The organism is Streptomyces sp. NPDC050658 (assembly GCF_044457025.1).
In the GTDB taxonomy this organism is placed as follows: Bacteria; Actinomycetota; Actinomycetes; order Streptomycetales; family Streptomycetaceae; genus Streptomyces.
On record NZ_JBITGM010000007.1, the window covers coordinates 190,013 to 212,257 of the forward strand.

General features: G+C 69.8%; 16 protein-coding genes. 5 read left to right on the forward strand and 11 right to left on the reverse strand.

Annotation, left to right across the window (positions count from 1 at the left end; all coding sequences use genetic code 11):
- Positions 1 to 157: 157 nt before the first annotated feature.
- On the reverse strand, positions 158 to 2,269 hold the full coding sequence (locus ACIBKX_RS24860; RefSeq protein ID WP_363273069.1) for a pentapeptide repeat-containing protein: 2,112 nt from the start codon (positions 2,267 to 2,269) through the stop codon (positions 158 to 160).
- Between the two features lie 826 nt (positions 2,270 to 3,095).
- Between ACIBKX_RS24860 and ACIBKX_RS24865 the strand changes: the two genes are divergently transcribed.
- Positions 3,096 to 3,203, forward strand: coding sequence for a DUF6629 family protein (locus ACIBKX_RS24865; RefSeq protein ID WP_363273070.1), 108 nt, complete (start codon positions 3,096 to 3,098; stop codon positions 3,201 to 3,203).
- On the opposite strand, the gene ACIBKX_RS24870 is transcribed toward ACIBKX_RS24865, so the two are convergent.
- Together ACIBKX_RS24870 and ACIBKX_RS24875 are read right to left on the reverse strand one after the other, a co-directional pair.
- Positions 3,196 to 3,756 carry an RICIN domain-containing protein gene (locus ACIBKX_RS24870; protein WP_363273072.1) on the reverse strand — a complete coding sequence of 187 codons (561 nt, stop codon included), beginning with the start codon at positions 3,754 to 3,756 and terminating at the stop codon, positions 3,196 to 3,198. The genes ACIBKX_RS24865 and ACIBKX_RS24870 overlap by 8 nt on opposite strands.
- 282 nt (positions 3,757 to 4,038) lie before the next feature.
- On the reverse strand, positions 4,039 to 7,602 hold the full coding sequence (locus tag ACIBKX_RS24875; RefSeq protein WP_363273073.1) for a hypothetical protein: 3,564 nt from the start codon (positions 7,600 to 7,602) through the stop codon (positions 4,039 to 4,041).
- Positions 7,603 to 8,002: 400 nt separating this feature from the next.
- Between ACIBKX_RS24875 and ACIBKX_RS24880 the strand changes: the two genes are divergently transcribed.
- The gene (locus ACIBKX_RS24880) at positions 8,003 to 9,238 is read left to right on the forward strand and encodes a DNA/RNA non-specific endonuclease (protein WP_363273075.1); all 1,236 of its coding nucleotides are present in this window, start codon (positions 8,003 to 8,005) and stop codon (positions 9,236 to 9,238) included.
- 21 nt (positions 9,239 to 9,259) lie between these two features.
- A complete protein-coding gene (locus ACIBKX_RS24885; RefSeq protein ID WP_363273076.1) occupies positions 9,260 to 10,297 on the forward strand; it encodes a hypothetical protein in 1,038 nt (345 codons plus the stop codon).
- A gap of 200 nt (positions 10,298 to 10,497) precedes the next feature.
- On the opposite strand, the gene ACIBKX_RS24890 is transcribed toward ACIBKX_RS24885, so the two are convergent.
- A complete protein-coding gene (locus ACIBKX_RS24890) occupies positions 10,498 to 11,226 on the reverse strand; it encodes an SDR family oxidoreductase (protein WP_363273077.1) in 729 nt (242 codons plus the stop codon).
- A gap of 77 nt (positions 11,227 to 11,303) precedes the next feature.
- Between ACIBKX_RS24890 and ACIBKX_RS24895 the strand changes: the two genes are divergently transcribed.
- A complete protein-coding gene (locus ACIBKX_RS24895; RefSeq protein ID WP_363273078.1) occupies positions 11,304 to 11,681 on the forward strand; it encodes a MerR family transcriptional regulator in 378 nt (125 codons plus the stop codon).
- A 407-nt stretch (positions 11,682 to 12,088) separates the two neighbouring features.
- Here the strand turns inward: ACIBKX_RS24895 and xdhC are convergent, their stop codons facing one another.
- The 6 genes from xdhC to ACIBKX_RS24925 form a co-directional block, all read right to left on the reverse strand.
- Positions 12,089 to 12,904, reverse strand: coding sequence for a xanthine dehydrogenase accessory protein XdhC (gene xdhC, locus ACIBKX_RS24900; protein WP_363273251.1), 816 nt, complete (start codon positions 12,902 to 12,904; stop codon positions 12,089 to 12,091).
- Position 12,905: 1 nt separating this feature from the next.
- Positions 12,906 to 15,296, reverse strand: coding sequence for a xanthine dehydrogenase molybdopterin binding subunit (gene xdhB, locus ACIBKX_RS24905; RefSeq protein WP_363273080.1), 2,391 nt, complete (start codon positions 15,294 to 15,296; stop codon positions 12,906 to 12,908).
- Positions 15,293 to 16,783 (reverse strand): FAD binding domain-containing protein, encoded by a 1,491-nt coding sequence (locus ACIBKX_RS24910; RefSeq protein ID WP_363273082.1) that lies wholly within the window; start codon positions 16,781 to 16,783, stop codon positions 15,293 to 15,295. Before ACIBKX_RS24910 ends, xdhB begins: the two co-directional genes overlap by 4 nt.
- Before the next feature lie 430 nt (positions 16,784 to 17,213).
- Positions 17,214 to 17,801, reverse strand: a complete 588-nt coding sequence (locus ACIBKX_RS24915) for a hypothetical protein (RefSeq protein ID WP_363273083.1) — start codon at positions 17,799 to 17,801, stop codon at positions 17,214 to 17,216.
- 69 nt (positions 17,802 to 17,870) lie between these two features.
- Positions 17,871 to 18,842: an NAD(P)-dependent alcohol dehydrogenase gene (locus ACIBKX_RS24920; RefSeq protein ID WP_363273084.1), complete on the reverse strand. Its 972-nt coding sequence runs from the start codon at positions 18,840 to 18,842 to the stop codon at positions 17,871 to 17,873.
- A gap of 239 nt (positions 18,843 to 19,081) precedes the next feature.
- Entirely contained in the window at positions 19,082 to 19,822 is a 741-nt protein-coding gene (locus tag ACIBKX_RS24925; protein ID WP_363273085.1) for a hypothetical protein, read from the reverse strand.
- 387 nt (positions 19,823 to 20,209) lie between these two features.
- On the opposite strand from ACIBKX_RS24925, the gene ACIBKX_RS24930 reads away from it, so the two are divergent.
- Complete coding sequence (locus tag ACIBKX_RS24930; protein ID WP_363273086.1) at positions 20,210 to 20,833, forward strand: phosphatase PAP2 family protein; 624 nt, start codon at positions 20,210 to 20,212, stop codon at positions 20,831 to 20,833.
- A 79-nt stretch (positions 20,834 to 20,912) separates the two neighbouring features.
- Here ACIBKX_RS24930 and ACIBKX_RS24935 read toward each other — a convergent pair whose 3' ends face one another.
- The gene (locus ACIBKX_RS24935) at positions 20,913 to 22,238 is read right to left on the reverse strand and encodes a glutamate-1-semialdehyde 2,1-aminomutase (RefSeq protein WP_363273087.1); all 1,326 of its coding nucleotides are present in this window, start codon (positions 22,236 to 22,238) and stop codon (positions 20,913 to 20,915) included.
- Positions 22,239 to 22,245: the final 7 nt, after the last annotated feature.

The following is a 22,245-nucleotide window of genomic DNA, read 5'->3' on the forward strand; positions in this document are numbered from 1 at the left end:
GCCGGTTTACGTGGTAACTCCCAGTTCCTCCTGCGCGGCGAGCGCATTCGGCTGGGTCCACACCGGAATACAGCCAGACGAGATCCCGGCATGTCGGCCAGCCTCGACGTCGATGGGCCTGACCTGGCGGCGGATGAGCGGCTGACTGGCGCCCCATTCAGCTGCCGCGCTTGACTCTGCCGCGGACGGCGAGTGCGGCGAAGCCGAGGAGTACCGGCTCGGCGAACCGCGACGCCATCTCGATGTACCCGCCGGCCGTCGTCAGGTCTTGACCGCTGGAGCGGAACACCACTGAGTTCAGGTTGACGTTGAGGGCCTGCTCGAAGCGTTTCGTGGTGAAGCGGTCGCCGGTCGGGTTCTTCGGATCAGGCTTGTCGACCACGGTCTTCCACTCGCCGTCGACCTCCTCCCGCACGATCTCCTGCCGCGGGGACTCGTCGGGCAGGCCGAAGCCCATCATGAGGACGACGGTAGTGGCCATGGCGATGGTGAGCCAGCCGATGGCGCGGGCTGCACGGAGGCCGTAGCCGGAGAGTATCCAGTACGCGGTGAGCAGGGCGCGCTCGGACGGGGGGATGTCGTCGGCGTGGCGGCGCATCTCCATCTCGCCGTAGTAGAAGTCGGCGGCTCCGGGCTCGTGTTTTCCGTCCTCGAACGCCTTCCTCAACTGCCGGTACACCGGCGCCAATGCGACCGGCTCGAGCACATCCACGCCCTCGGGCGCGGGCGACCAGCCGTCGGCGGCGACACCGCGGGCGGCGCGCCAGTGCTGTTCCTCGGCCAGAATCCGGCGCGGCGTCCAGCGCACGGGCAGCCGGCCGCGCCAACGCACTCCGGCGGGCGGGCGGCACAGGGTGTAGCGGCCCTCGAGACGGAGCTGATCGAGATGGAAGGCTCCCGCGAATCGGCACAGGGTGAGGTCGACGTCGGAGAGGGACAGCATGGCGCAGTCGACCCCGCGTAGGGACGTGACCCTGAGCCCCGACTGGCTCCGGTTCAGCCCGGACTCGTCGAGGGGGACTCTGTAGTCGAAGGGGACGTCGAAGTCGAGCGGAACGCCGTACTCGAACGGAACGGGGTGTGCGGTGACGGCGATGGGGAGTGTCAGTACGGCGTCGGTGAGGTCGAGAACGGCGTGCCGGAGGCGCAGGGTCGCGGTGGATCCCCATTGGGTGCGTACGCATCGGACGTGACCGGCGGCGGCTTCGACGGTCACCGGTCCGGCGAACACGGCCCGGGACAGGCTCAGCTTGCCCTGGCACGCGAGAGGCCCCAGTGACTGGGCGCCCTGGAAGGCAGCCCGATCGAACGAGGCGTCCCCTGCGATGATCGCGCCGTCGAAGTCGACGGTCCCGGTGAACGTCGCCCCGTCGAATACGGCACCCTTGAAGGCCACCCGCTCGAATTCGGCGTCGGCGGCGAAGGTCACCCCGTCGAACCAGGCGAGCCCGGTGAACTTCGATGACCCGAATCGGGCATCCGCGGTGAAGACCGCCTCGCTGAATCGGGCGTCCCTGGCGAAGTTCGCCCCGAACACCGCGTCACCGGAGAAGGCCACACCCTTGAACAGGGCCTCGTCGGCGAAGGCCGCCCCGAGGAAGACCGCCTCCATGGCGAAGGTCGCCCCGTCGAACTCCGCGGTCCCGGCGAAGGCCGCCTCATTGAACCGGGCAGCCCCGGTGAAGGTGGCGGCGTTGAATCGGGCGTTCTGCGTAAATGTTGCCCCTTTGAACCGGGCGTCCCCGGCGAAGGCCGTCCCGTTGAACCGGGCGTCCTGAGTGAACGTCGCCTCATCGAACCAGGCGTCCGCAGCGAAGGCCGCCCTGCCGAACCAGGCTTCCTGCGCGAAGGTCGCCCCGTTGAACCGGGCATCCTGAGCGAAGATCGCCCCGCCGAACCGGGCGTACCTTGCGAAGGTCGCCCCCTTGAACCCGGCGCGCCCGGTGAAGGTCACCCTGTTGAACCAGGCGTCACCGGTGAAGGTCGCCTCGTCGAACCGTGCGCCCCCTAACCGGGCGGCGTTGGTCCCCTGATCGCGCAGGGCCTCGAGCAGGCCGCGCAGCACGGTCCCGTCGAAGGTCGTCCCCCTGTGGTCGACATCGGCGCCCGGCCGCAGCCCGCCGAAGTAGGTGGCGCGATCCGCGGGTTCGAGGTGGGCGAGACATGCCGTGTGTCCGGGTACGTGGATGCCACGGCAGCCCACGATGTCGATGTCAGGGTCGGCCCCATGTCCGCAGTGCGGCCAGTCCGGTGGCGTCGACAAAGTCATGAAACGATCACATCACGCGCCTCATGACCTCATCGGCGGAACCAACACACTTGCGGGCCAAGCGAGTTGTACCGCCTTGCCGATGAGCCCGCACCGCTTGCCGAAGCGCCCGCCGGCCCGCCACGTAGTCGGCTCACCGGAGAGAGGGCAAGCGATCAGCACAGCGGCGGAGCCGATCGCCGCCACGGTCAATGCGCTCCGGCCCCCGATCCGTCCCGACGGGCGGCCCGCGAGCAGACCGCCGAGTGCGCCGCCCCGGACAGCGGGGTGTGGAAGAGCACCGTCATGAGCCTCGGGCCCCTGAGGAACGCCGGCCCAACCCCGCGGGACCTCGGAACGCGTCGGTGCGGACGAGGCCGAAGAACGTGAGCCTCTTCGCGGGGCCGGGTGGCTGGAGCAGAGCTCTGGGTGTCCTCGGCGTGCGCGACGTCGGCCTGGACGGGGACGAGTGGGCGTGCAGGACCCGTTCTGCCTCAGGGCAGTTGACGGTACGGACCGACGTGGAGGTGCGTCCGGCGTGGCGGTGCATCCGGCGTGGCCTTTCCTCGGCAGGACGCGCGGGCTGATCGCCTCGCCGCCGTGCCAGGCGTGGAGCATGGCCGCCAAGCGACGGACTGCGCGGTGGCGGCGCTCGCGTACACACTGGCGATCCGGCCCGTGACGGCCGAGATCCGCGTGGCACACCGTCGGATACTCCCTCGGCCTTCGCAGACGTAGCTGATCGTCGTCGGCTACCTCCTCGCCACCATCGGCTCCCTGCTCCTCTCCGGCGACCGGGGCTCGTCCTATTCGGCGTCCTGGTCGCCGTCGGGCCGCGGTGTCCTTCGTGCTGTGGCGGCAGGAGTACATCCCGACGTGGTGCGCGTTCGCCGCGATGTGCTCGGTGGTGCTGTTGATCGGGGTCGGCAGGCGGCGGTCGTCTGAACTCACATGACGTACTTGAGCGTCCACCTCTGGTTCGGCAGGCCCTGGTAGTCCCAGATCTCGACCCGGGCGCCCTCCTGACCGCCCCCGGAGTCGCGCTGAGGTTCCAGGGCGCGGCCGAAGAGGTTCGCGATGCGTGCCGGATCGGACTCGTGCGCCGGGTCGACGTACCAGAGTTGGTCGGGATTGGTGAAGCTGGTGTCGCAGGGCGAAAGCCAGGTCGACCAGCCGTTCGGACCCTGCGCCCAGCCCGCGAGGCAGTCGCCGTTCCTGCGGCTCACCACGTGATAGCGGCCATTGCCGTCGGCGACCAGGTCCCAGAGCAGGAACGCCTCGTTGTAGCAGTCCCACAGCCGCACACGGTCATCGCCGTACGGGAAGCCCATGCAGCGGCCTGTGCCGTGGTTCCTGATCTGGAACGGGCCGACCGCGTGCGGGGCCGAGGCTGCCGGTGCCGACTCCGTGCGAGTCCGTGGCTCGGCCGCTCCGACGCCCGGAGCGGCCACGGCGACAGTGGCCGCCAGCACCGCCGCGAGTACGACGAGTCGCTTACGTAGCTTCACGAGTCTCTCCCTGTACGACGCCCCGAGGCCATAGGCGCAGGTTCCCGCAGGGCGCCTCGCCCGACTGGGATTTCGCCGTGAAACTCCCCCAAGGGGTGATGCGGGAGCCGCCGGGCCGCCCAGCGGGAAGGACCCGCGCCCCTTGGGGGTGCTCCGCACGCAGCCCCTTGACCAGCACCGGTCCGTTGGCGGCATCCGCACGCACGGCGATCTCGCTGTTGAACCCTGTACAAGGTTTCATGAACGGCCGCCCCGCGCCGTCGCATCCGCTCTGCGCGGGCGTCAGTGACCGTCTTCCGTTCCGATGGCTCGTTCGGGGTCGGTTTCCCAAAGCCGAACGCTCTGGTCGGCTCCCGTGGTCGCCAAGGTGTGTCCGTCCGGGCTGAACGCAACAAATGACACCTGGTCGGTGTGGCCTTCCAGCACGGCCGTGGTGCGGTGTGAGTGTGCGTCCCACAGCCGGACGGTGCGATCGGCGCCGACCGTCGCGATGGTCCGGCCGTCGGGACTGAATGCGACGCCGTAGACAGGGCCGCTGTGGCCTTTGAGCGTGGCAGTGACTTTGCGAGTACGGCGGTCCCACAGCCGGGCCGTGCCATCGGGTGAGGCGGTGGCCACGGTCTTGCCGTCGGGGCTGAATCCCGCGTCCCTCAGCTCTCTGCGGTGTCCCTTCAAGACGCCCGCTGCCCGGCGCGATGCCACATCCCACAGGCGCGCGGTGTGATCGGCGCCGGCGCTGACCAGTGTGCGCCCATCCGGACTGAAGTGCACGGCCTGCACCATTGCCTCATGGCCGCGCAGTACGGCGATCGGTTTGCGCGAGGCAACGTCCCACAGGCGTACCGTGCGATCAGGTCCACCGGTTGCCACGGTACGCCCGTCGGGGGAGAACGCCACCGCCAACACCATCTTGTCGAGGCGTCCCAGAACGGCCAGCCGGCGCCCGCCCCGGCTCGTCAGCTTCCACAACTCGACGATCCCATCAGGTCCGCCCACGGCCATGATCTCCCCATTGGGCGCATAGGCAACGCTGCGCACCGGACCACCGTGGCGGGGCAGTTCGGCGTGCACGCGACGAGCCGCCGTACCCCAGCGGGCAACCGCGCCGGCGGAATCGGGTATGGCCAGTTCGCGCCCGCCGGGGCTGAAGGCAGGGGCGAGCGGATAGCCCTGCAGGGGCCACTGCCGCGAAACCCGGTGGGTGTCGGCGTTCCATACCCGAGTCACCTGATTGAGGTCGGCCGCGGCAACGTACTTCCCGTCCGGGCTGATGGCCATCGTCGACACCAACTCCGTGCCCTTACCGAGCGTGGCGGTGATCCTCTTGGCTTCCGGGGACCACACGCGTATACCCGCGTGGTAGTCCAGTGCCAGCAGGGAACGCCCGTCCGGTGTGAAGGCAAGCGATCTGACGTTCTGACCGGCCTTCCGCAGATGGGCGCGGGCCCGGAGGTCGGAGGTGCGCCAGAGCGTGATGCCGGCGCCTCGGGAGCTCGCGGCCAGGGTGCGTCCATCGGGGCTGAAGGCCAGCGCGTCGGTCCCTTCGCCCTCGGGATCGAGGCTGGCGCTCTGCTTCCCGGTGGCCGCGCTCCACAACCGGACCCTGCGATCGTCGCCGCTGGTCGCGATCGTCCGACCGTCGGGGCTGAACGCAACGCCCCAGACCGTGCCGGACTGGTTGAGTACGGCCCGGGCGTGAGGCTCCTTCACGTTCCACAGGTGCGTGGTCCCATCCTCGGATCCAGCGGCCAGAGTACGGCCGTCGGGGCTGAACGCCACGCTGGTCAGGGCACTGACAGGGCCTGTCAGGACCGCCTTTGCCCGGCGGGTGCGGACATCCCACAGCCGTGCGCTCCCGTCCGCGTCGACGCTGGCCAGCATCCGGCCGTCGGGACTGAAGGCCAGAGCGACCACGGACCCCGAGTGCCCCATGAGGGTTCCCAGCAGCCAGCCGTGCTCCGGATTCCACAGCTTGACGGTGTGGTCCTCCCCCGCTGTCGCCAGGGTCCCGGCGGAAGGGGAGAAAGCCGTGCTGGTGATCGTCCGGGTGTGCCCGCCCAGTTGGCCGGCCCGGGCAGCCGTGTAGGTGCTCAGCAGGCTGCTGCGCGCCTCGGTGGTGGGGGCCTGGCCATAAGCCCGCCGGGCCAGGGCATGCGCACGCCCGGGGTGTTCCTCCAACAGGCCCAGTGCGGTGGCGGCCAGCTCACGAGAAGTGGCCAGGCGGCTCTTCTGTGTTGCCTCGATGCTCTGCTGAACGGCCAGGGCGGTGGTGATCAGGGCCAGGCACAAGAGGGTGGCGAGGGCGGCCATGGTGCGGCGGGTGCGCTGCTCCCGGCGGCGGTCGGCCGCGATCGAGGCATCGAGGAAGGCGGCCTCCAGCGGGTTGAGGGCGGCGTACCCGGCACCGGTGAACATGCTTCTGGCCTGGACGAGTCGGATGCCGCGGTAGAGGCCCCCTCTGTCGCGGTCCAGGGCCTGCCAGGTGACGGCGGCGTGAGTGAGCCGTCGGTGCAAACGGATACGGTCGCATTCGTCATTGATCCATCCCTGCAGCCGGGGCCACGCGGTGATCAGCTTCTCGTGGGCGAGGGACACCTCATGCTCGTCGAGGGTGAGCAGACGGCGGCGGGCCAGAAGATCCAGTACTGCCCGGGTGTCGGCGGTGGTTCCGGGGTCGGCGGCCGTGAACTCGGTGCGGGGCGCGGGATGATGAGTGTGCTGCGTGCCGTCGCCGGGGGCGATCATGCGCAGCAGTATGCGGCGGGCCAGGGCGGCCTGCGCCTCGGTGAGCTGGTGGTAGGTGTCCTCTGCGGTGCGGGCGATGGCACCGTGCAGGCCGCCCGCTGATTCATAGGCCTGCAGCGTGAGCATCCGTCCGCGGCGCCGCCGCCAGGTTTCCAGCAGGGCATGGGACATCAGCGGCAGCCCGCCGGGCTCCTCGGCGACCTCCTCGACTATGCGGGCCGTCAGTTCCCTCTCGACGGTGAGCCCACGGGCCGAGGCGGGCCCGACGACAGCTTCCCGGCACTGCCGTCGATCCATCGGCCCCACCAGCAACGTCGCGTCCTTGAGCGCGGCGGCCAGGGCGCTGTGTTCGGCGCAGCGGCCGAAGAAGTCGGCGCGCACAGCCAGCACCACCCGCAACCGGGAGTCCTCGGATCGTGCGGCGAGCACCAGTTCCAAGAAGGCGTCCCGCTCCCGGGCGTCAGGGCACAGCGTGAAGAGTTCCTCGAACTGATCCACCAGCACCCAGGTGTCGCCGGGCCCCGGGGCCGGCTTCAAACGCTCGCGGTGGTCCAGCGGGTGGACACCGGGAGTGAGGATACGCACCGCCCGCGGCGCTTCCCCTCCCCCATCGCCACCGGGCCGGCGGAGGCAGGGAACGAGCCCAGCTCGCAGCAGCGAGGACTTCCCGCTGCCCGAGGCCCCCACCAGCGCACTGACGCGATGGCGACGGGCCCTGCCTTCCACCTCGGCCGTCAGTTCCTGTCGGCCGAAGAACAACTCCGCATCACCCGGCTCGAACCGTGCCAGCCCCCGATACGGCGAATCCGCCGACTCGTCGGCCACGGCCAGAGCGGACTCTTCATCACGTACCGCGTGCCAGCGTTGCTCCCACTGCGCCCGGTCCCCACCGCAGGACGTCACATAGGCAAGCGTCAGTGACAGGGACGGCAGCGCCTCCCCCGCCGCCGCACGCGCGAGGGCAGCAACCGAGTACCCCGCCCCGTCGGCCATCACCCGATACGTCGGACTCCCCGCCTCCCGGCGCAACTTGCGCAACTCGAAGGCCAGCGCCTGCACCGGCCCCGCCGCCGGATCGATCGGCTTCTCACGACGCCCCACGCGGATCGAGCCCCTCCCCTCGACGTCCCACCGCCCAGCCCAACACACGCGCCACGGCAGCAACAAGGCCCCGCAGGCCGACACTCGGCCCCGGACTGGCCGCCGGACTTTTGTCTACCAGCACAAACAGGGGCTGTGAGACAACCTGCCGGCCACTGAAATCAGTTGGGGGCAACGCCGCAAACGCCCCATGGACGCCCACTCGGAGGGGAGTGGGCGTCTACCGAACCGGTCAGATCACGCTGTTGAGGCGTGAACGGCTCGAGCACAACCGAAGCGGAGGTACAGCCTCCATCGACCGGATGTGCCCAGAGGGAGGACCATGGACAGCGCAGGTTTACGCCGTGACGGCGATGGGCCCGACGCGAAAGCGCACAGATGGCGCCGTGGCCCTGCGGGGGTGACGGGAATTGCGACGGCGATCGCCGTCGCAATCGGTGCCACCTCGGCGGCTGCCGCCGGGCCCGCCGATCAGACCGTCCGCAGCACCGCCACGAAGGGCTCCTCGGAGCGCACCGTCGCGGCCAAGATGACCCGGGTGCGGGTGACGAAGCTCCTCACCCGCACCCCGGACCGTGCGGGCAACGTCAAGGTGCGGCTGGAGAACGGGAAGACCATTTCGATCCCGGCAGCCGACAAGAACCGCGTGATGCGCCGCGCCGCCGAGGAAGCCAAGAATCCTCGCCCCAAGGACGAGGTGGAGAGCGACTGCGGACGTTCCTACATCACGCTCACCAAGAAGCCCAACCGTCACCCCGTCTCCATGCGCACGGGTTTCGACGTGAAGTCACCGGCCACGTCCTACAAGTGGAGCGCCGGCATCAGCGGGCCCGGATACTCCTACGACTACGACAGCGCCGGCACGCTGGCTTACCGGACCAGCTGGGACGGCCGGCACGACAGCGACCAGAACCAGGCGGCAGGGGACTACACCGCCGAGGTCTCCCCCCGGGGGTCCTTCGCAGTCCTCTGGATCGGAGACATCTGCTTCAGCGGCGGGCCCACCGAAGCGGAGCACCTCAGCGAGCCGAAGGCCGATTGCCTGGAGTCCACACCGGACGGGGCCCGCCGCGTCGGCAAGGGATGGATCCGCAACACCACCCAATGGGTCCCGTGGCGCAACAAGACCACGAACCCGCCGGACGGCCCCGGGCTTCGGGGAGGCCAGGCCACGGCTTGCCTGGGGAAGAAGCCGCCCGAGGGCACTGGCGCGGATCTCGACATCACCGGCTGGCGGGACGCGAAAGAGTTCCGCGAGAAGAACGCGGGGGCCCCCAGCGTCTCTCGTTGCCACCTCATCGCCAGAAAATTGGGCGGAAGGGGCACTGCTCAGAAGGACGCCGCCAACCTCGTCCCGTGCTGGCAGGTGGGGTTGAACACCGGAACGCCCAGCATGGCGACGTACGAACTCATCGTCAGGAAGGTGGTGCAGGGCAAGAGTCTGGGGGACAACGACGCGGTCATGTACCAGGTGACGCCCAACTACCGGTACTTCTTGACCAGCACGATCCCCACGTCCGTCACCATGAGCGCCACGGTTCAGCGTGCGAACGGGGACAAGGAGCCGCTCTTCACGGACAAGACGGTCACGAACACCGAGACCAAGACCGGTAAGAACCTCAACCTCGGAAACTGACCCGACCCTCCGGGAGCCAGGATGACCCGCACCACCCCGCCACGGCCGGTCGATGTTGCCGCGGTCTTTCCTCAGCTGGCTCCCCTGGCACGCACGGCGACCCGGTTGCACCCTCGCGCCGGGTCGCCGTCGCCGCACGAGAGTTCCGTCGGCGGGCCGCTGCTGTGGCCCGCCGACGAGCCATGGCCGTACTGCGATGGCCCGCACGTGCCGGACGGAGTCAATCCGGCCACTTCGCCGGAGGACGTGCGCCTCTGGCGGCACATCCAGGCCGAGGCAGCGGGCCGAACAGAGGGCGACCCGCAGTTCACGCGCGAGGAGATGGCGATCGACAAACGGATCGACGTCGGCTGTCCATGGCCCGAAGGCCCCCTCGCCATGCTGCCCGTGGCCCAGCTGTACGTGCGCGATGTCCCTCTGCTGCGCCCGCCCGAGCAGGCCGATCTGCTCCAGGTGCTGTGGTGCCCCTTCGACCACCCCCCGATGCCCCAGCCCCGAACCGCGCTGTTCTGGCGGTCCGCCGCCGAAGTCACCGACCTCCTCACCGCGCCCCCGGAACCGGCCGCAGTCCAGTCAGGGGACTATGTGCCCCAACCCTGCCTGCTCTCCCCAGAACAGATCACCGAGTACCCCCACCACCTGGAGTTGAGTGAGGCCCTGCAGAAGCGGTTGCGGGACCCGCGCTCCTGGGAGTCGGCAGGCATCGAATGGGACAGCTCCAGCGAGCACACCCCGAAGGCGTTCTACAGAGACACGCTGTCCATCTCCCCCGGCTGGAAGACCGGCGGCTGGACGCAATGGGGCCTCACCGACCCCGACCCCCAGTTCTGCCCCGTGTGCGACACCCAGATGGACCCGCTCCTGACCATCGCCTCAGCCGAATGGAGCGACGACACGCGCAGTTGGGTTCCCCACGAGGACCAAGCCCACATCACGCCGTACGTGGACGGCCTCGACCCGGCGAACCCGCCTCTGGTCGAGCTCCGTGGAGGCTATGTCCTGCAGCTCTACACCTGCCCCGAAGTGCCGGACCACGCATACACCGGCCTGATCCAGTAACTGCTCCGAGGTGGCCACACCCAGTTGGTCCAGGTGGGCTCGTTCCTGCCCGCAGCCATGGTGCTGGCCTGCGGAAGGCAGTACGTCGATCGGAAGGCAGCCTGCAAGGCCACAACCTGAGGATCCACAACTGCGGATGGCGTACTGACTGACCGCCCTCGGAAGCAGCCGACCGAAGTCTGTGCCGCCCGAGGGGCTCCTCAGGCCGCCGTCAGCGCCGCCAGGGCGCGGTCCATCGCGGCGTTGAACTCTTCCGGCGTCAGCGGCAGACGGGACTTGACGTCCCGACTCCACTGATCGGCGAGAACCTCGGCGCAGCCCGCTTCGACACCGTCGAGTGCCGCGTCGGCCAGGTCCGACGGAGCGATCTTGTCCACGGGCCAGCCCGCCGCCATGTCGGTGTCGGCCAGGCCCAGGTGTACCGCTGTGACGAGCGTGCCCTGTTCGGCGAGCTCCAGGCGGACGCCGTTGGTCATGGCCCAGGCAGCGGCCTTGCTCAGGTGGTAGGCATTGGCGCCCTTACCCCCGAACCACGACATGGCGGAGAGGACGTTGACGATCGCTCCCCCGCCGTCCCTGGCGAGCGCCGGCGCGAACTCCCGGACCATTCCCAGGTGGCCGAACAGATTGGTCTCCAGCTCCTGCCGCACCGCGTCCAGCGAACCGGTCACCAGGTCGGTGCCTGTCTGGATCCCCGCGTTGTTGACGAGCAGCGATACGTCCGGGGCGGCCTCGGCTGCGGCCCTCACGGATGCGGGATCGGCGATGTCGAGGGCCAGCACATCGACGCCGGGCAGGTCCACGGTCTCGGGCCGTCGGGCCGTCGCGTAGACCTTGCGGGCGCCCCGTTCGAGCAGGCGCTGGGCGAAGGCACGGCCCAGGCCGCGGTTGGCTCCGGTGACAAGGGCGACTGAGTTCTTGATGTCCATGCCCGGTACGCTAAAACCTGACGTTGACGTCAGAGGCAAGTGCTGGTCATCAGGGCCAGGGGGTGAGAGGAATCACCATGACCGTCACAAACGCCGCGGCCGAGCGGCTGATCCGCATCGGTGAGGTGGCGCGGGGGGCCGGCGTCTCGGTACGCGCCGTGCGCTACTACGAGCAGCAAGGGCTGCTCATCCCGGAGCGCAGCCCATCCGGCCAGCGCCTCTACCGGCAGGACGCCATCTCCCTGGTCCGCTTCTTCCAGCAAATGTTCGCCGCCGGCCTGACCAGCCGAAGGATCACGGAACTCCTTCCGTGCTGGGACTCCGGGCACACCGACGCCGAGCAGCGAGCCATGCTGCGCGCCGAGCGCGACCGCATCCAGGCCAAGGTCGACGACTTGCAGGCTGCCCTGGACCGCCTCGACGAGGTCATCGCGATCACGGACACACACCCGTAAACGCGGTCGGTCGGACGCCGCACCAGCGGTCTACGGAGCGTGGTACTGGCCGTCGGACGTCGTCGCGGGTACAGAAGACGAATATGGGAGCAACGCTGCTCGTCCCGGCGACCATCACCGCCGTAGCCACACTTATTGTCGGTCTCGCAACCACATGCGTGGCCGTCTACGGCGCCCGTCTGGCCAACAACTACCGCCGCGCCTCGCCATATACGGCAAGGTTTCCGCTGGTTCACTGCACGGTCCTGAGCATCGACTGGAGAGGGAATTCCTCTACTTGCCTCGAAGACCGCCGGGACCACCAAGAAGCCCCCGCCTCCGGCCCTTTGAGTGCATGCTCAAGGCCGTGAGACGGGGGTTGTGTGCCGCAGGCTGAAAGTGCGACTGTGCTTACCCGGAAGAGCCCGTCAGCCGCCCTCCTCCTCGAAGGCGCGCAGCAGATCGGCGGCGACGCTCAGGGCGATCGTCGCCGGTTCCTTGCCGGTGATCTCGGTCAGGCCGATCGGGGTCTTGATGCGGGCGATGGTGGTCTCGTCGTGGCCGCCCTCGGTGGCGAGGCGTTTGCGGAACCGCACCCACTTGGCCGCCGACCCGATCAGGCCGATGGAGCCGAGATGGCTCGTGCGCAGGGCTGCGTCGCACAGCGCGGCGTCCTCGGCGTGGTCATGGGTCATGATCAAGGTGTGGGTGCCCCGCGGCAGCTCCTCCAGGACTTCCTCGGGCAGCAGCGGCGTGTGATGGACATGCACCTGCGCCACCGCGTCCGCCAGGACGTCGAGCCGCTCCTCGGTGAGCATGTCCGAGCGGCTGTCGACCAGATGGAGGTCGAGGTCCTGACGGGCCAGGATGCGCGCCAGTTCGAGGCCGACGTGCCCGACGCCGAAGACCGCCACCGCCCTTACCACCGGCAGCGGTTCGAGCAGTACGGAGACGGTGCCTCCGCAGCACTGGACGCCGTGCTGATTGGTCACCTTGTCGTTCAGGGCGAAATCGATCAGCTCCGGCTCCGGCTCCGGCTTGGACGCGGCGATCATCTCCCGGGCCCGGTCGATCGCGACGGCCTCGACATTGCCGCCGCCGATCGATCCCCATGTCTCGTTCCGCCCCACGACGAGCTTCGCTCCGGCGTCGCGCGGGGCGTGGCCGCGCACGGTCGCGACGGTCACCAGGACGCCGGACTCCCGGCGTGCCCGCAACCGCGCGACCGCGGCGATCCACGTCATGTCAGGCACCGCTCAACGCTGCCGCGCCGGTCCGGGCCTCGCTGTCCGCAGCGAGCGGGGACGTACCGCCCTGACGAGCCGCCTCGATCGCCCAGAACACCGCCTCCGGCGTCGCGGGCGATGCCAGTTCGACACTGACCCCGTTCGGCCCGAACGCGGCGGCGGCCTGCCGCAGCGCCTCGCGCACCGAGAACGCCAGCATCAGCGGAGGCTCACCGACCGCCTTCGACCCGTAGACCGCGCCTTCCTCGGTGGCGTTCTCGAGGAGCGTCACGTTGAACTCCTCGGGCATCTCCGAGAAGCTCGGCAGCTTGTAGGTGCTCGCGGCCTGGGTGAGGAGCCGGCCGCGCTGCGGCCCGTCCGTGGCGTCCCAGCGCATGTCCTCCAGTGTCAGCCAGCCCGCGCCCTGCACGAAGCCGCCCTCGACCTGACCGATGTCGATCATCGGGGACAGGCTGTCGCCGACGTCGTGCACGATGTCCACCCGGCGGATGCGGTACGCACCGGTGAAGCCGTCCACCTCCACTTCCGCGGCGGCGGCGCCGTGCGAGAAGTACTTGAACGGCGTACCCCGGAACGTCTTCGCGTCCCAGTGCAGCCCCTCGGTCCGGTAGAAACCGGCCGCCGACAGCTGCACCCGCTGGAAGTACGCCGTGCGCACCAGGTCGTCCCAGGCCAGCTCCTTGTCGCCGCCCAGGGCGCGGGCGACACCCTCGACGATGCGTACGTCCGACGCGCTCGAACCCAGTTGAGTGGCGGCCACCTGGAGCAGTCGCTCGCGCAGTTGCTCGCAGGCGTTCTTGATCGCCCCGCCGTTGAGGTCGGACCCCGCGCTCGCGGCGGTGGCCGAGGTGTTGGGCACCTTGTCGGTGCGCGTCGGGGCGAGGCGCACCTTGTGCAGCGGGATGCCCAGGGTGGTCGCGGCCACCTGGAGCATCTTGGTGTGCAGGCCCTGGCCCATCTCGGTGCCGCCGTGGTTGATCAGGACGGAGCCGTCCTTGTAGATGAGGACCAGCGCGCCGCCCTGGTTGAAGGCGGTGAGGTTGAACGAGATGCCGAACTTGATGCCGGTGAGCGCGAGGGCCCGCTTGGTGTGCGGATGCGCGGCGTTGAAGGCGGCGATCTCGCGCCTGCGGTCGGCGATGCCGCCGTTCTCCCGGACCTTGTTCCACACGGCGGAGATCCGCTCGGGCTGGGTGACCTCTTGTCCGTACGGTGTCGACTGACCCTTCCGGTAGAAGTTGCGCTCCCTCAACTCCGCCGGATCCAGGCCCAGAAGCGGCGCGACCCGCCCCATGATGTCCTCGATCACCAGCATGCCCTGAGGTCCGCCGAAGCCGCGGAAGGCCGTGTTGGAGACCTTGTTGGTCTTGGCGATGCGGCCCGCGATGCGCGCGTTGGGGATCCAGTACGTGTTGTCGATGTGACACAGCGCGCGGGCCACCACCGGCTCGGACAGGTCCAGGCTCCAGCCGCCGTCCGCGGTCAGGGTGGCGTCGAGGGCCCGGATACGGCCATCGGCGTCGAAGCCGATCCTCCAGTCGGCGCGGAAGCCGTGCCGCTTGCCCGACATGGTCAGGTCCTGCGTCCGGTTGAGCCGCAGCCGGACCGGCCTTCCGGTCAGCTTGGCGCCGAGCGCGGCGACGGCCGCGAACCCGTGCGGCTGCATCTCCTTGCCGCCGAAGCCGCCGCCCATCCGCAGACACTGCACGGTCACCTCGTGACTGTGCAGACCCAGCACGTGCGCGACGATCTCCTGTGTCTCCGAGGGGTGTTGGGTGCTGCTCTGCACGAACACCTGGTCGGCCTCGTCGATGTGGGCGAGGGCCGCGTGTGTCTCCAGGTAGAAGTGCTCCTGGTCGGAGAACTGGAACTCGCCGGTGAACACGTGCGCGGAGTCGGCGAAACCGGAATCGACGTCGCCGGTCAGCATCACGGGCCGGGCGCCGTGGAAGCTGTCGGCCGCGATGGCCTCCTGCAGCGTGACCACGGAGGGCAGTTCGTCGAGCTCCACCTCGACGGCCGCCGCGCCGATCCTGGCCGCCTCCAGGGTCTCGCCGAGCACCCAGGCGACGGCGTGGCCGTGGAACATGACCGTGTCGGGGAAGAGCGGCTCGTCGTGCTTCATCCCGGCGTCGTTGACGCCGGGCACGTCGGCGCCGGTCAGGACGCGGACCACGCCGGGGACGGCGAGCGCGGGCGCGGTGCGCAGCGCGGTGATCCTGCCGTGGGCCTTCATGACCTGGACCGGGTAGGCGTGCAGGACGTCCTTGGTGCGCTGGACCAGGTCGTCGGTGTAGAGCGCGGCGCCGGTGACGTGCTGGACGGCGCTCTCGTGCGGCATCGGGACGCCGACGACGGGCTTCTCGGGGCGCTGGGACAACTGGCTCATGAGGAAACCGCCTCGGTGGTCTGCGCGTACAGCTTCAACAGGCTCTGGCCGAGCATCGCGGAACGGTAGAGGGAACTGGCACGGTGATCGTCCATCGGTGTGCCCTCGCCCCGCAGCACGCGGGCCGCGGTCTCCGCATTCTCCGCCGTCCACGGTTTGCCCTCCAGGGCCGCTTCGGTGGCGAGGGAGCGGATCGGTGTCGCGGCGACGCCGCCGAGGCCGATGCGTGCCTTGCGGACGATGCCGTCGTCGATGTCGAGGGCGAAGGCGGCCGCGACGCTGGAGATGTCGTCGAAGCGCCGCTTGGCGATCTTGTGGAAGGCCGTGACAGGCGACAGCGGCAGCGGCAGGCGCACCGCGCGGATCAGCTCGCCGGGGCGGCGCACGCTCTGCCGGTAGCCGGTGAAGTAGTCGGCGAGCGGGACCTCACGCTCCCCTTCGGCGTCGGCGAGCACCACCGACGCCTCAAGGGCGAGCAGCACCGGCGGGCTGTCGCCGATGGGCGATCCGGTGCCGAGGTTGCCGCCGAGGGTCGCGCCGTTGCGGATGAGCCGGGACGCGAACTGTGGGAACAGCTGGGCCAGGAGCGGGACTTCACCGTCGAGGCGGCGTTCGATCTCGGTGAGGGTCAGCGCCGCCCCGATCTCGATGTGGTCGGATGCCACGCGCAGCTCCCGCAGTTCGGGAAGACGGTCGACGGCGACGACGCAATCCGCCCTGCGGGAGCGGATGTTGACCTCCACGCCCCAGTCGGTGGACCCGGCGACCACCACCGCTTCGGGCCGCTCGCGCAGCAGCCGCAGCGTTTCGGCCAGGCTGCTCCTGCGCACGAACTCGTGGCCGTCCTGGGCGTATTCGGTGGCAACCGGTGCAGGCGGCGCCTGCTCGCGGCGCCGGGCGAGGGGGTCGTCGTCGGTGGGCACGCCGACGGCGAACGCGGCGTCGCGGATGGGGCGGTAGCCGGTGCAGCGGCACAGGTTTCCGCTCAGCGCGTGCAGATCGAAGCCGTTCGGACCGTGCTCGGCGTCGGCGCCCTCGGTGCCGTCGGCGAGATCCGCGCCCTCCCCCGCTTCCGTCGCTTCCGTGTGCGCACAGCGGTCGGGCCGGTAGTACTCGGAGGCCATGCTGCAGACGAACCCCGGTGTGCAGTAACCGCACTGGGAGCCGCCGCGGACCGCCATCTCCTCCTGCACCGGGTGCAGGGCGGGCGGTGTGCCGGGCTCACCGGCGGTGGCGAGGCCCTCGGAGGTGATGACCTCCTGGCCGTCCAGCGCCGCGGCCGGGACGAGGCAGGCGTTGACCGCCACCCAGTCGGTGGGCTTGTGCACCCCGGGGCGGGCCACCAGGACCGAGCAGGCGCCGCATTCACCCTCCGCGCAGCCCTCCTTGGTGCCGGTGAGGCCGCGCTCGCGCAGGAAGTCCAGCGCTGTGGTGTGGGGTGCGGCGGGTGAGATCGGAGTTTCTTCCCCGTTGACCGTGATCCGCAATTTCAGGCAACTTTCTGTGTTCAGAGGCGCCACGTGGGACGAGCGGGCGCGTCACGGCACGCGAGAGCGACGTACCGGAAAATGGTGAAGGGAAACCCGGGATGTGCCGCGAACGAGCACATCAGGCCGCGAACGGCCGCTTCAGTACGGCGTGCTCAGCAGCCGTGCGCGATCCGACCCGGAACCCAGGCAGTGCACTGGGCGAGGCGACCGAGATCAGAGCTGGTGTACATCTGCTGGTCGCCTCCTTATCGCGGGTCGTGGGTCGGGCGATTACCGGAAGTTAGTTGCTGGGGCCCTCGCAGGTCAAGGGCTGCCGTGCGCCCGCTCGGCCGCTGAGCGCCGGCGCCCAGCGGATGAGCAGTGGTGAGGGTCTCGGTTTTGTTGGTCACACACCGGCAAATGAGACCCTCACCCCCTTCATGCCCTGTCAGAGCTTGCCTTCGAGCAGTACCGTCCGGTGGCCACCGAGACGGCGTGAGAAGTCCACGACGAACTCGGGGCGCAGGGTGGGCCAGTTCCAGAACGTGAAGCCGAGATGACCGAACGCGAAGTAGTCGTCGGCCCAGAGCCACGTGTGCACGGGAGCCGTCCGGCCGCAGGACGGGCACGCGACGGGCTCATCATGACCCTCGGCCCAGGAGCCCACCGCCTCCGCGAACCGGTCCCACCCCTCCTCGATGGGCGACCAGTACTCGTCGACGAGGGGCACCTCCGCTGCGCAGTGCGGACAGGTGACGGCCGAGGGCTCCCCCTGCCCGGCGTCGAAGACCGTACGCCCTACGGTGACGTGCAGGCCGTTGCTCCACAGATTGACCAGCTCGGGATCCGGGTCCTCGACGGCTTCGGCGTAACGCGTCCCTGGCGGGTGCCCGGCGTCAGCGCCGAGGACGCAGTCGGTACGTTCCGCCGAGATGACGCCGTCCGCAATCAGCCAGTCGAGCATGCTCGCCGCGAGCCCCTGCGCCTCCCCCGGCGTCGCCTCGGTGTCGACGATCGTCTGGAACCAGTCGCCCATGATCTCCCCTCCGGTACTTGTGCCTGCGTACCGTACGTCTCGCGGCTCGCCGAGGCCGGCCGGGTGGGCTCAGGGGACGGTCAGGACGATCTTGCCCCGTGGGTGGCCCTTCTCCAGGTGACGGACGGCGGCGGGCGCCTCGGACAACGGATAGGTGCTGTCGACGACCGGCGTGATGGCGCCCTTCTCGATGAGGTCCTTGAGGGTCAGGAGGTCCGCCTGCCGCACGATCGCGAGAAGGCCGCGGAGATTCTGGCCGAGGAACGGCGACAGCAGCGCCATCGCGAGTTGCCGGCCCGCGCCGACCGACCACTGGCTTCCGCCGTCGCCTCTGACATGGACGAAGGTGCCGCGCGGGGTGAGCGCGCGGCGCACGAGTGACAGGGCACGATGGCCGCCGCCGTCGACGATGACGTCGTAGCGCTGGGGCCGGTCGGTGATCTCTTCGCGGCTGTAGTCGATGACATCGGTGGCGCCCAGGGACCGGACGAAGTCCGCGGCGCCGGCCCCGCAGACCGCGGTGACCTCGGCCCCGTGTGCGGTGGCGAGCTGGACCGCGAAGCTGCCGACCCCGCCGGAGGCGCCGATCACGAGGACTTTCTGGCCCGGTCGCAGACGCGCCTTGGCGTGGAGAGCCTGCAGGGCGGTGACGCCGGATACCGGGACGGCGGCGGCCTGTTCGAAGGTGAGGTTGTCGGGTTTGGCGGCGAGTTTTCCGGCCTTGGCGCGCGCGTACTGGGCGAAGGAGCCGACGCAGCATCCGTAGACCTCGTCGCCGGGTTCGAGGCCGGTCACGTCGGCGCCGACCTCCTCCACTCGTCCGGCCGCGTCCCAGCCCGGAACGGGGTTCCTGGGCTTGCGAGGACCGAAGGCAAGGCGGGCTGGATACGGCAGGCCCGTCATCAGGTGCCAGACGTCCGGGCCGACACCGGCTGCGTGCACGCGTACGAGTACTTCACCGGCGGCGGGCGTGGGGCGGTCAATGTCCCGCAGTCGCAGAACGTCCGCGGGGCCGTAGACGTCCTGCACGATGGCTTTCACGGCAGAAGCCTCCCATTCGCGGGGACGGGCTGAATTCACCCAGCATCCCGCGCAGCCGCGCCCCTGCCCAGCGGCTCGATTTGAGGAAGGGGTTGGCCTGGGAAGACCCGTCGTGCGCCACGTCTCAACTCCCAGGGCATCACGTCTCAACTCCCGGGGCATGTCGAAGCGTTGCACGCGTCGCCGGCAACCCCAAGGGCGCAGCCGTCCCGGCCCGGAGACCTTGTCCGGGGTTGTGTTCAGCGCGTCCCTGGCCGCATCAGCAGCAGGTCTTCGCCCCAGGCATCGAGCGTGGGATCGTGGCCGCCCTCGCGTGCCGCGGCCTCCACCTGGGAGAAGAGGCCCCGTTGGACGTCCACGTCACCCGTCCCTGCGATCCGTCCGATCTTGTCCAGGAGCGGGCCCGTTTCCCACCCTGGCAGGGGAAACCTCTCCAGCTCCCACTCCAGGTACTTGTTATAGGGACGCGGACGACGATCCAGAGCGAACAGCAGCTCCAGCAGGAAGCCCACGCTGTCGGCCGCGTCGAGACGGGCGGCCAGCAGTTTGCCGTCCCGGGCGTTCTTGACGGATCGGTACAGAGAGTTGGCATAGGCATCCAGCCAACTGGCCGCGGCCGCAAACGCCTCGGCACGGTCTCGTCGCCCCTTGCCGGCGACGATCTCGGCGATCTCACCGTCAAGCCGGTCGATCACAACCCGGGCACGGGAAAGGGCGTAGCGCTCGTGCCCGTCGAGCTGACGGAACTGGGCGACGGTGGTCACGAGGACATCGAGCTCAGCAGAACGATGTCCGTGGAGGCACGAAAGACCGGTCTCCGCGCCGTCCACACCCTCCGCAACGACGACGTACACGTCGCGGTCCGAATACTTGGTGGCCATGCCGTCGTGCGCATGGGAGCCCTTGAGGACCAACCCGACGACGGCCGGGTCGCCGGCGACGCGGGTGAGCAAAGCCGCATAGGTCAGTTGGGGAAGCATGTCGGTGATCTCCGGTGAGTTCGACGGACTGCACACGCCTGTCAGCCCTCGCCGCCATGCCGACGGGAGAGCCGTCACTCCGTCTGCGGCGGACTCAGAACCGCCGCCCTGAAGATCAATGCACGGCGGGGACGTTACCGGGCCCACCCCGCTTCCGCAGCCCCTTTTCCCTGCCCGGCTGCGGACACCCCACCCCTGCCTGGTGCCGCGAGGCCCCCTCGCTGTCGCCGCGGACTTCCCACAAGTTCCGGACCATGTGCGGACCGACTCAGCCACGTACCAGAAGTTTTCACTCGTCGTCGCAGGTCGGAAGTAGGGTCAGCGGTGAACCAGCAACAGACGAAGAGACATCACGGGGGGCTCGCGTTGGATCGCCTGGCCGGAGCGGTGCGCGCACCCCTCGGAGTGATCGCGGCGCTCGCCGCGCTGGAGGTCGTCGTGGTCGGTGTCCTGTACGCCGGCCACAGCGCGCCCGGCAAGGTGGACCGGTGGTTCGTCGATCCGACGGCGGACAGTGTGGGGCCGCCGTGGCGGCGCGTCGCGCTGGCGACGGACTTCTTCGGGGAGCCCGTCGGCGCGGCGCTGCTGGTCATGGCCGCCGTGGCGGGGTGTCTGCTGCTTCGGCGTACCCGCGCGGCGGTGCTCGTCGTGGTCGGGGTCGGCGTCACACTCGTGACGACCACCGTGCTCAAGTCCCTTGTGGGGCGCACCATTCACGGGGAAGGCAATCTGTCGTACCCGAGCGGGCACACCGCCTTCGCCACCGCGCTCGCCATCGTGGTGGCGCTGCTCGCGGCCGGGCTGCTCGGTCTCGGCAGGGCGGCCGGGACACTGCTCGTGCTCGCCGCCGCGCTGGTGGCCGGTGCCGCCATGGGCTGGGCGCAGGTCGCCCTCAGCGCGCACTACCCGACCGACGTACTCGGCGGCTGGTGCACGGCGCTCGCGGTGGTGCCCGCGACCGCGTGGCTGGTCGACGTGACAGCCAATCACCGGCGCCGGAAGCAGTTCTGACGTCGCGTCACAGCATGCGTCGGAAGCAGCGCCGACCTTGCCTCACGACACCACACGACGCGTCGGAGCCCCCCTCGCCTCACGCCAACCGCCGGAACACCGGCTTCACCGGACGTCCCCCCAGCCAAGGAGTGGGGTCCCCGGCGTCCAGTGCCTTCCGGTACACCGCGCATGCCTCGGCCACCACGTCGACGGTGTGGTCGATGTCGGTGTCGTCGAGCGCGCTGCTCACCACGAACGACGGGGCCAGTACCCCGCCCGCGAGGAGGCGGCGCAGGAACAGGGTGCGGTACTGCTGCGACGGCTGGCCGTACTCGTCGAGCGTGGCGAAGACCAGGTTGCTGGCCCGGCCCCGGACCACCAGGTGCGCGCCGACTCCCATGCCGGCCGCGGCCTCGTGGACACCGGCGGCCAACCGCTCGCCCAGGGCGTGCAGTCGGGCCGTGATGCCCTCCTCGACGTAGGCCGTCTGTACCGCCATCGCGGCTGCCAGGGAGTGTGTTTCCGCGCCGTGTGTGGTGGAGAGCAGGAACACTCGGTCGTGGGGGTCGCGCAGGCCGCCCCGCTCCATCACGTCGCGGCGGCCGGCGAGGGCGGAGACCGCGAAGCCGTTGCCCAGTGCCTTGCCGAACGTGGAGAGGTCGGGGGTCACTCCGTACAGGCCCTGCGCGCCCGCCTCCGACCAGCGCAGGCCCGTGATCATCTCGTCGAAGATCAGCAGGCAGCCGTGCCGGTCGGCCAGTTCGCGCAGGCCCGCAAGGTATCCGGCGGGCGGTTCGGTGTGGCCTGCGGGTTCGAGGATCAGGCAGGCCACCTCGTCCCGGTGGCGGGTCAGCAACTCCTCCGTCGCCGCCAGGTCTCCGTACGGGAACGCCACGGTCAGCGCGGTCGTCGCCGACGGAATTCCGGCCGACATCGGTGTCGTACCGATGAACCAGTCGTCGACGGAGAAGAACGGATGGTCGCCGCAGATGGCGACCCGCGAGCGCCCGGTGACGGCGCGGGCGAGGCGCACGGCCGCCGTGGTGACGTCGGAGCCGTTCTTCGCGAACTTCACCATCTCGGCGGTCGGCACCGTGGCCAGGAAGCGTTCCGCGGCCTCGACCTCCACGATCGACGGGCGGACGAAGTTGCTGCCGCGGTCCAACTCGCGCCGCACCGCCTCGAGTACGCGCGGGTGGGCGTGGCCGAGGCTGACCGAGCGCAGGCCGGAGCCGTACTCGACGTAGCGGTTGCCGTCGACGTCCCACACATGGGCGCCGCGACCGTGGCTGATGACCGGGGCCAGGTGCTCGGGGTACTGGTCGTCGCCCTTGGCGTAGGTGTGGGCACCTCCGGGTACCAGGGTGTGCAGCCGTTCGTTGGCCGCCCGCGACCGGGGCAGCCGGAACTCTTCGGTGGTCACGCCGACC

Bases quoted from the DNA above. Each gene is read 5' to 3' on its own strand.
- ACIBKX_RS24860 (WP_363273069.1), bottom strand. From the start codon at position 2,269: ATGACTTTGTCGACGCCACCGGACTGGCCGCACTGCGGACATGGGGCC.
- ACIBKX_RS24885 (WP_363273076.1), top strand. From the start codon at position 9,260: ATGACCCGCACCACCCCGCCACGGCCGGTCGATGTTGCCGCGGTCTTT.
- ACIBKX_RS24890 (WP_363273077.1), bottom strand. From the start codon at position 11,226: ATGGACATCAAGAACTCAGTCGCCCTTGTCACCGGAGCCAACCGCGGC.
- ACIBKX_RS24895 (WP_363273078.1), top strand. From the start codon at position 11,304: ATGACCGTCACAAACGCCGCGGCCGAGCGGCTGATCCGCATCGGTGAG.
- xdhC (WP_363273251.1), bottom strand. From the start codon at position 12,904: ATGACGTGGATCGCCGCGGTCGCGCGGTTGCGGGCACGCCGGGAGTCC.
- xdhB (WP_363273080.1), bottom strand. From the start codon at position 15,296: ATGAGCCAGTTGTCCCAGCGCCCCGAGAAGCCCGTCGTCGGCGTCCCG.
- ACIBKX_RS24915 (WP_363273083.1), bottom strand. From the start codon at position 17,801: ATGGGCGACTGGTTCCAGACGATCGTCGACACCGAGGCGACGCCGGGG.
- ACIBKX_RS24925 (WP_363273085.1), bottom strand. From the start codon at position 19,822: ATGCTTCCCCAACTGACCTATGCGGCTTTGCTCACCCGCGTCGCCGGC.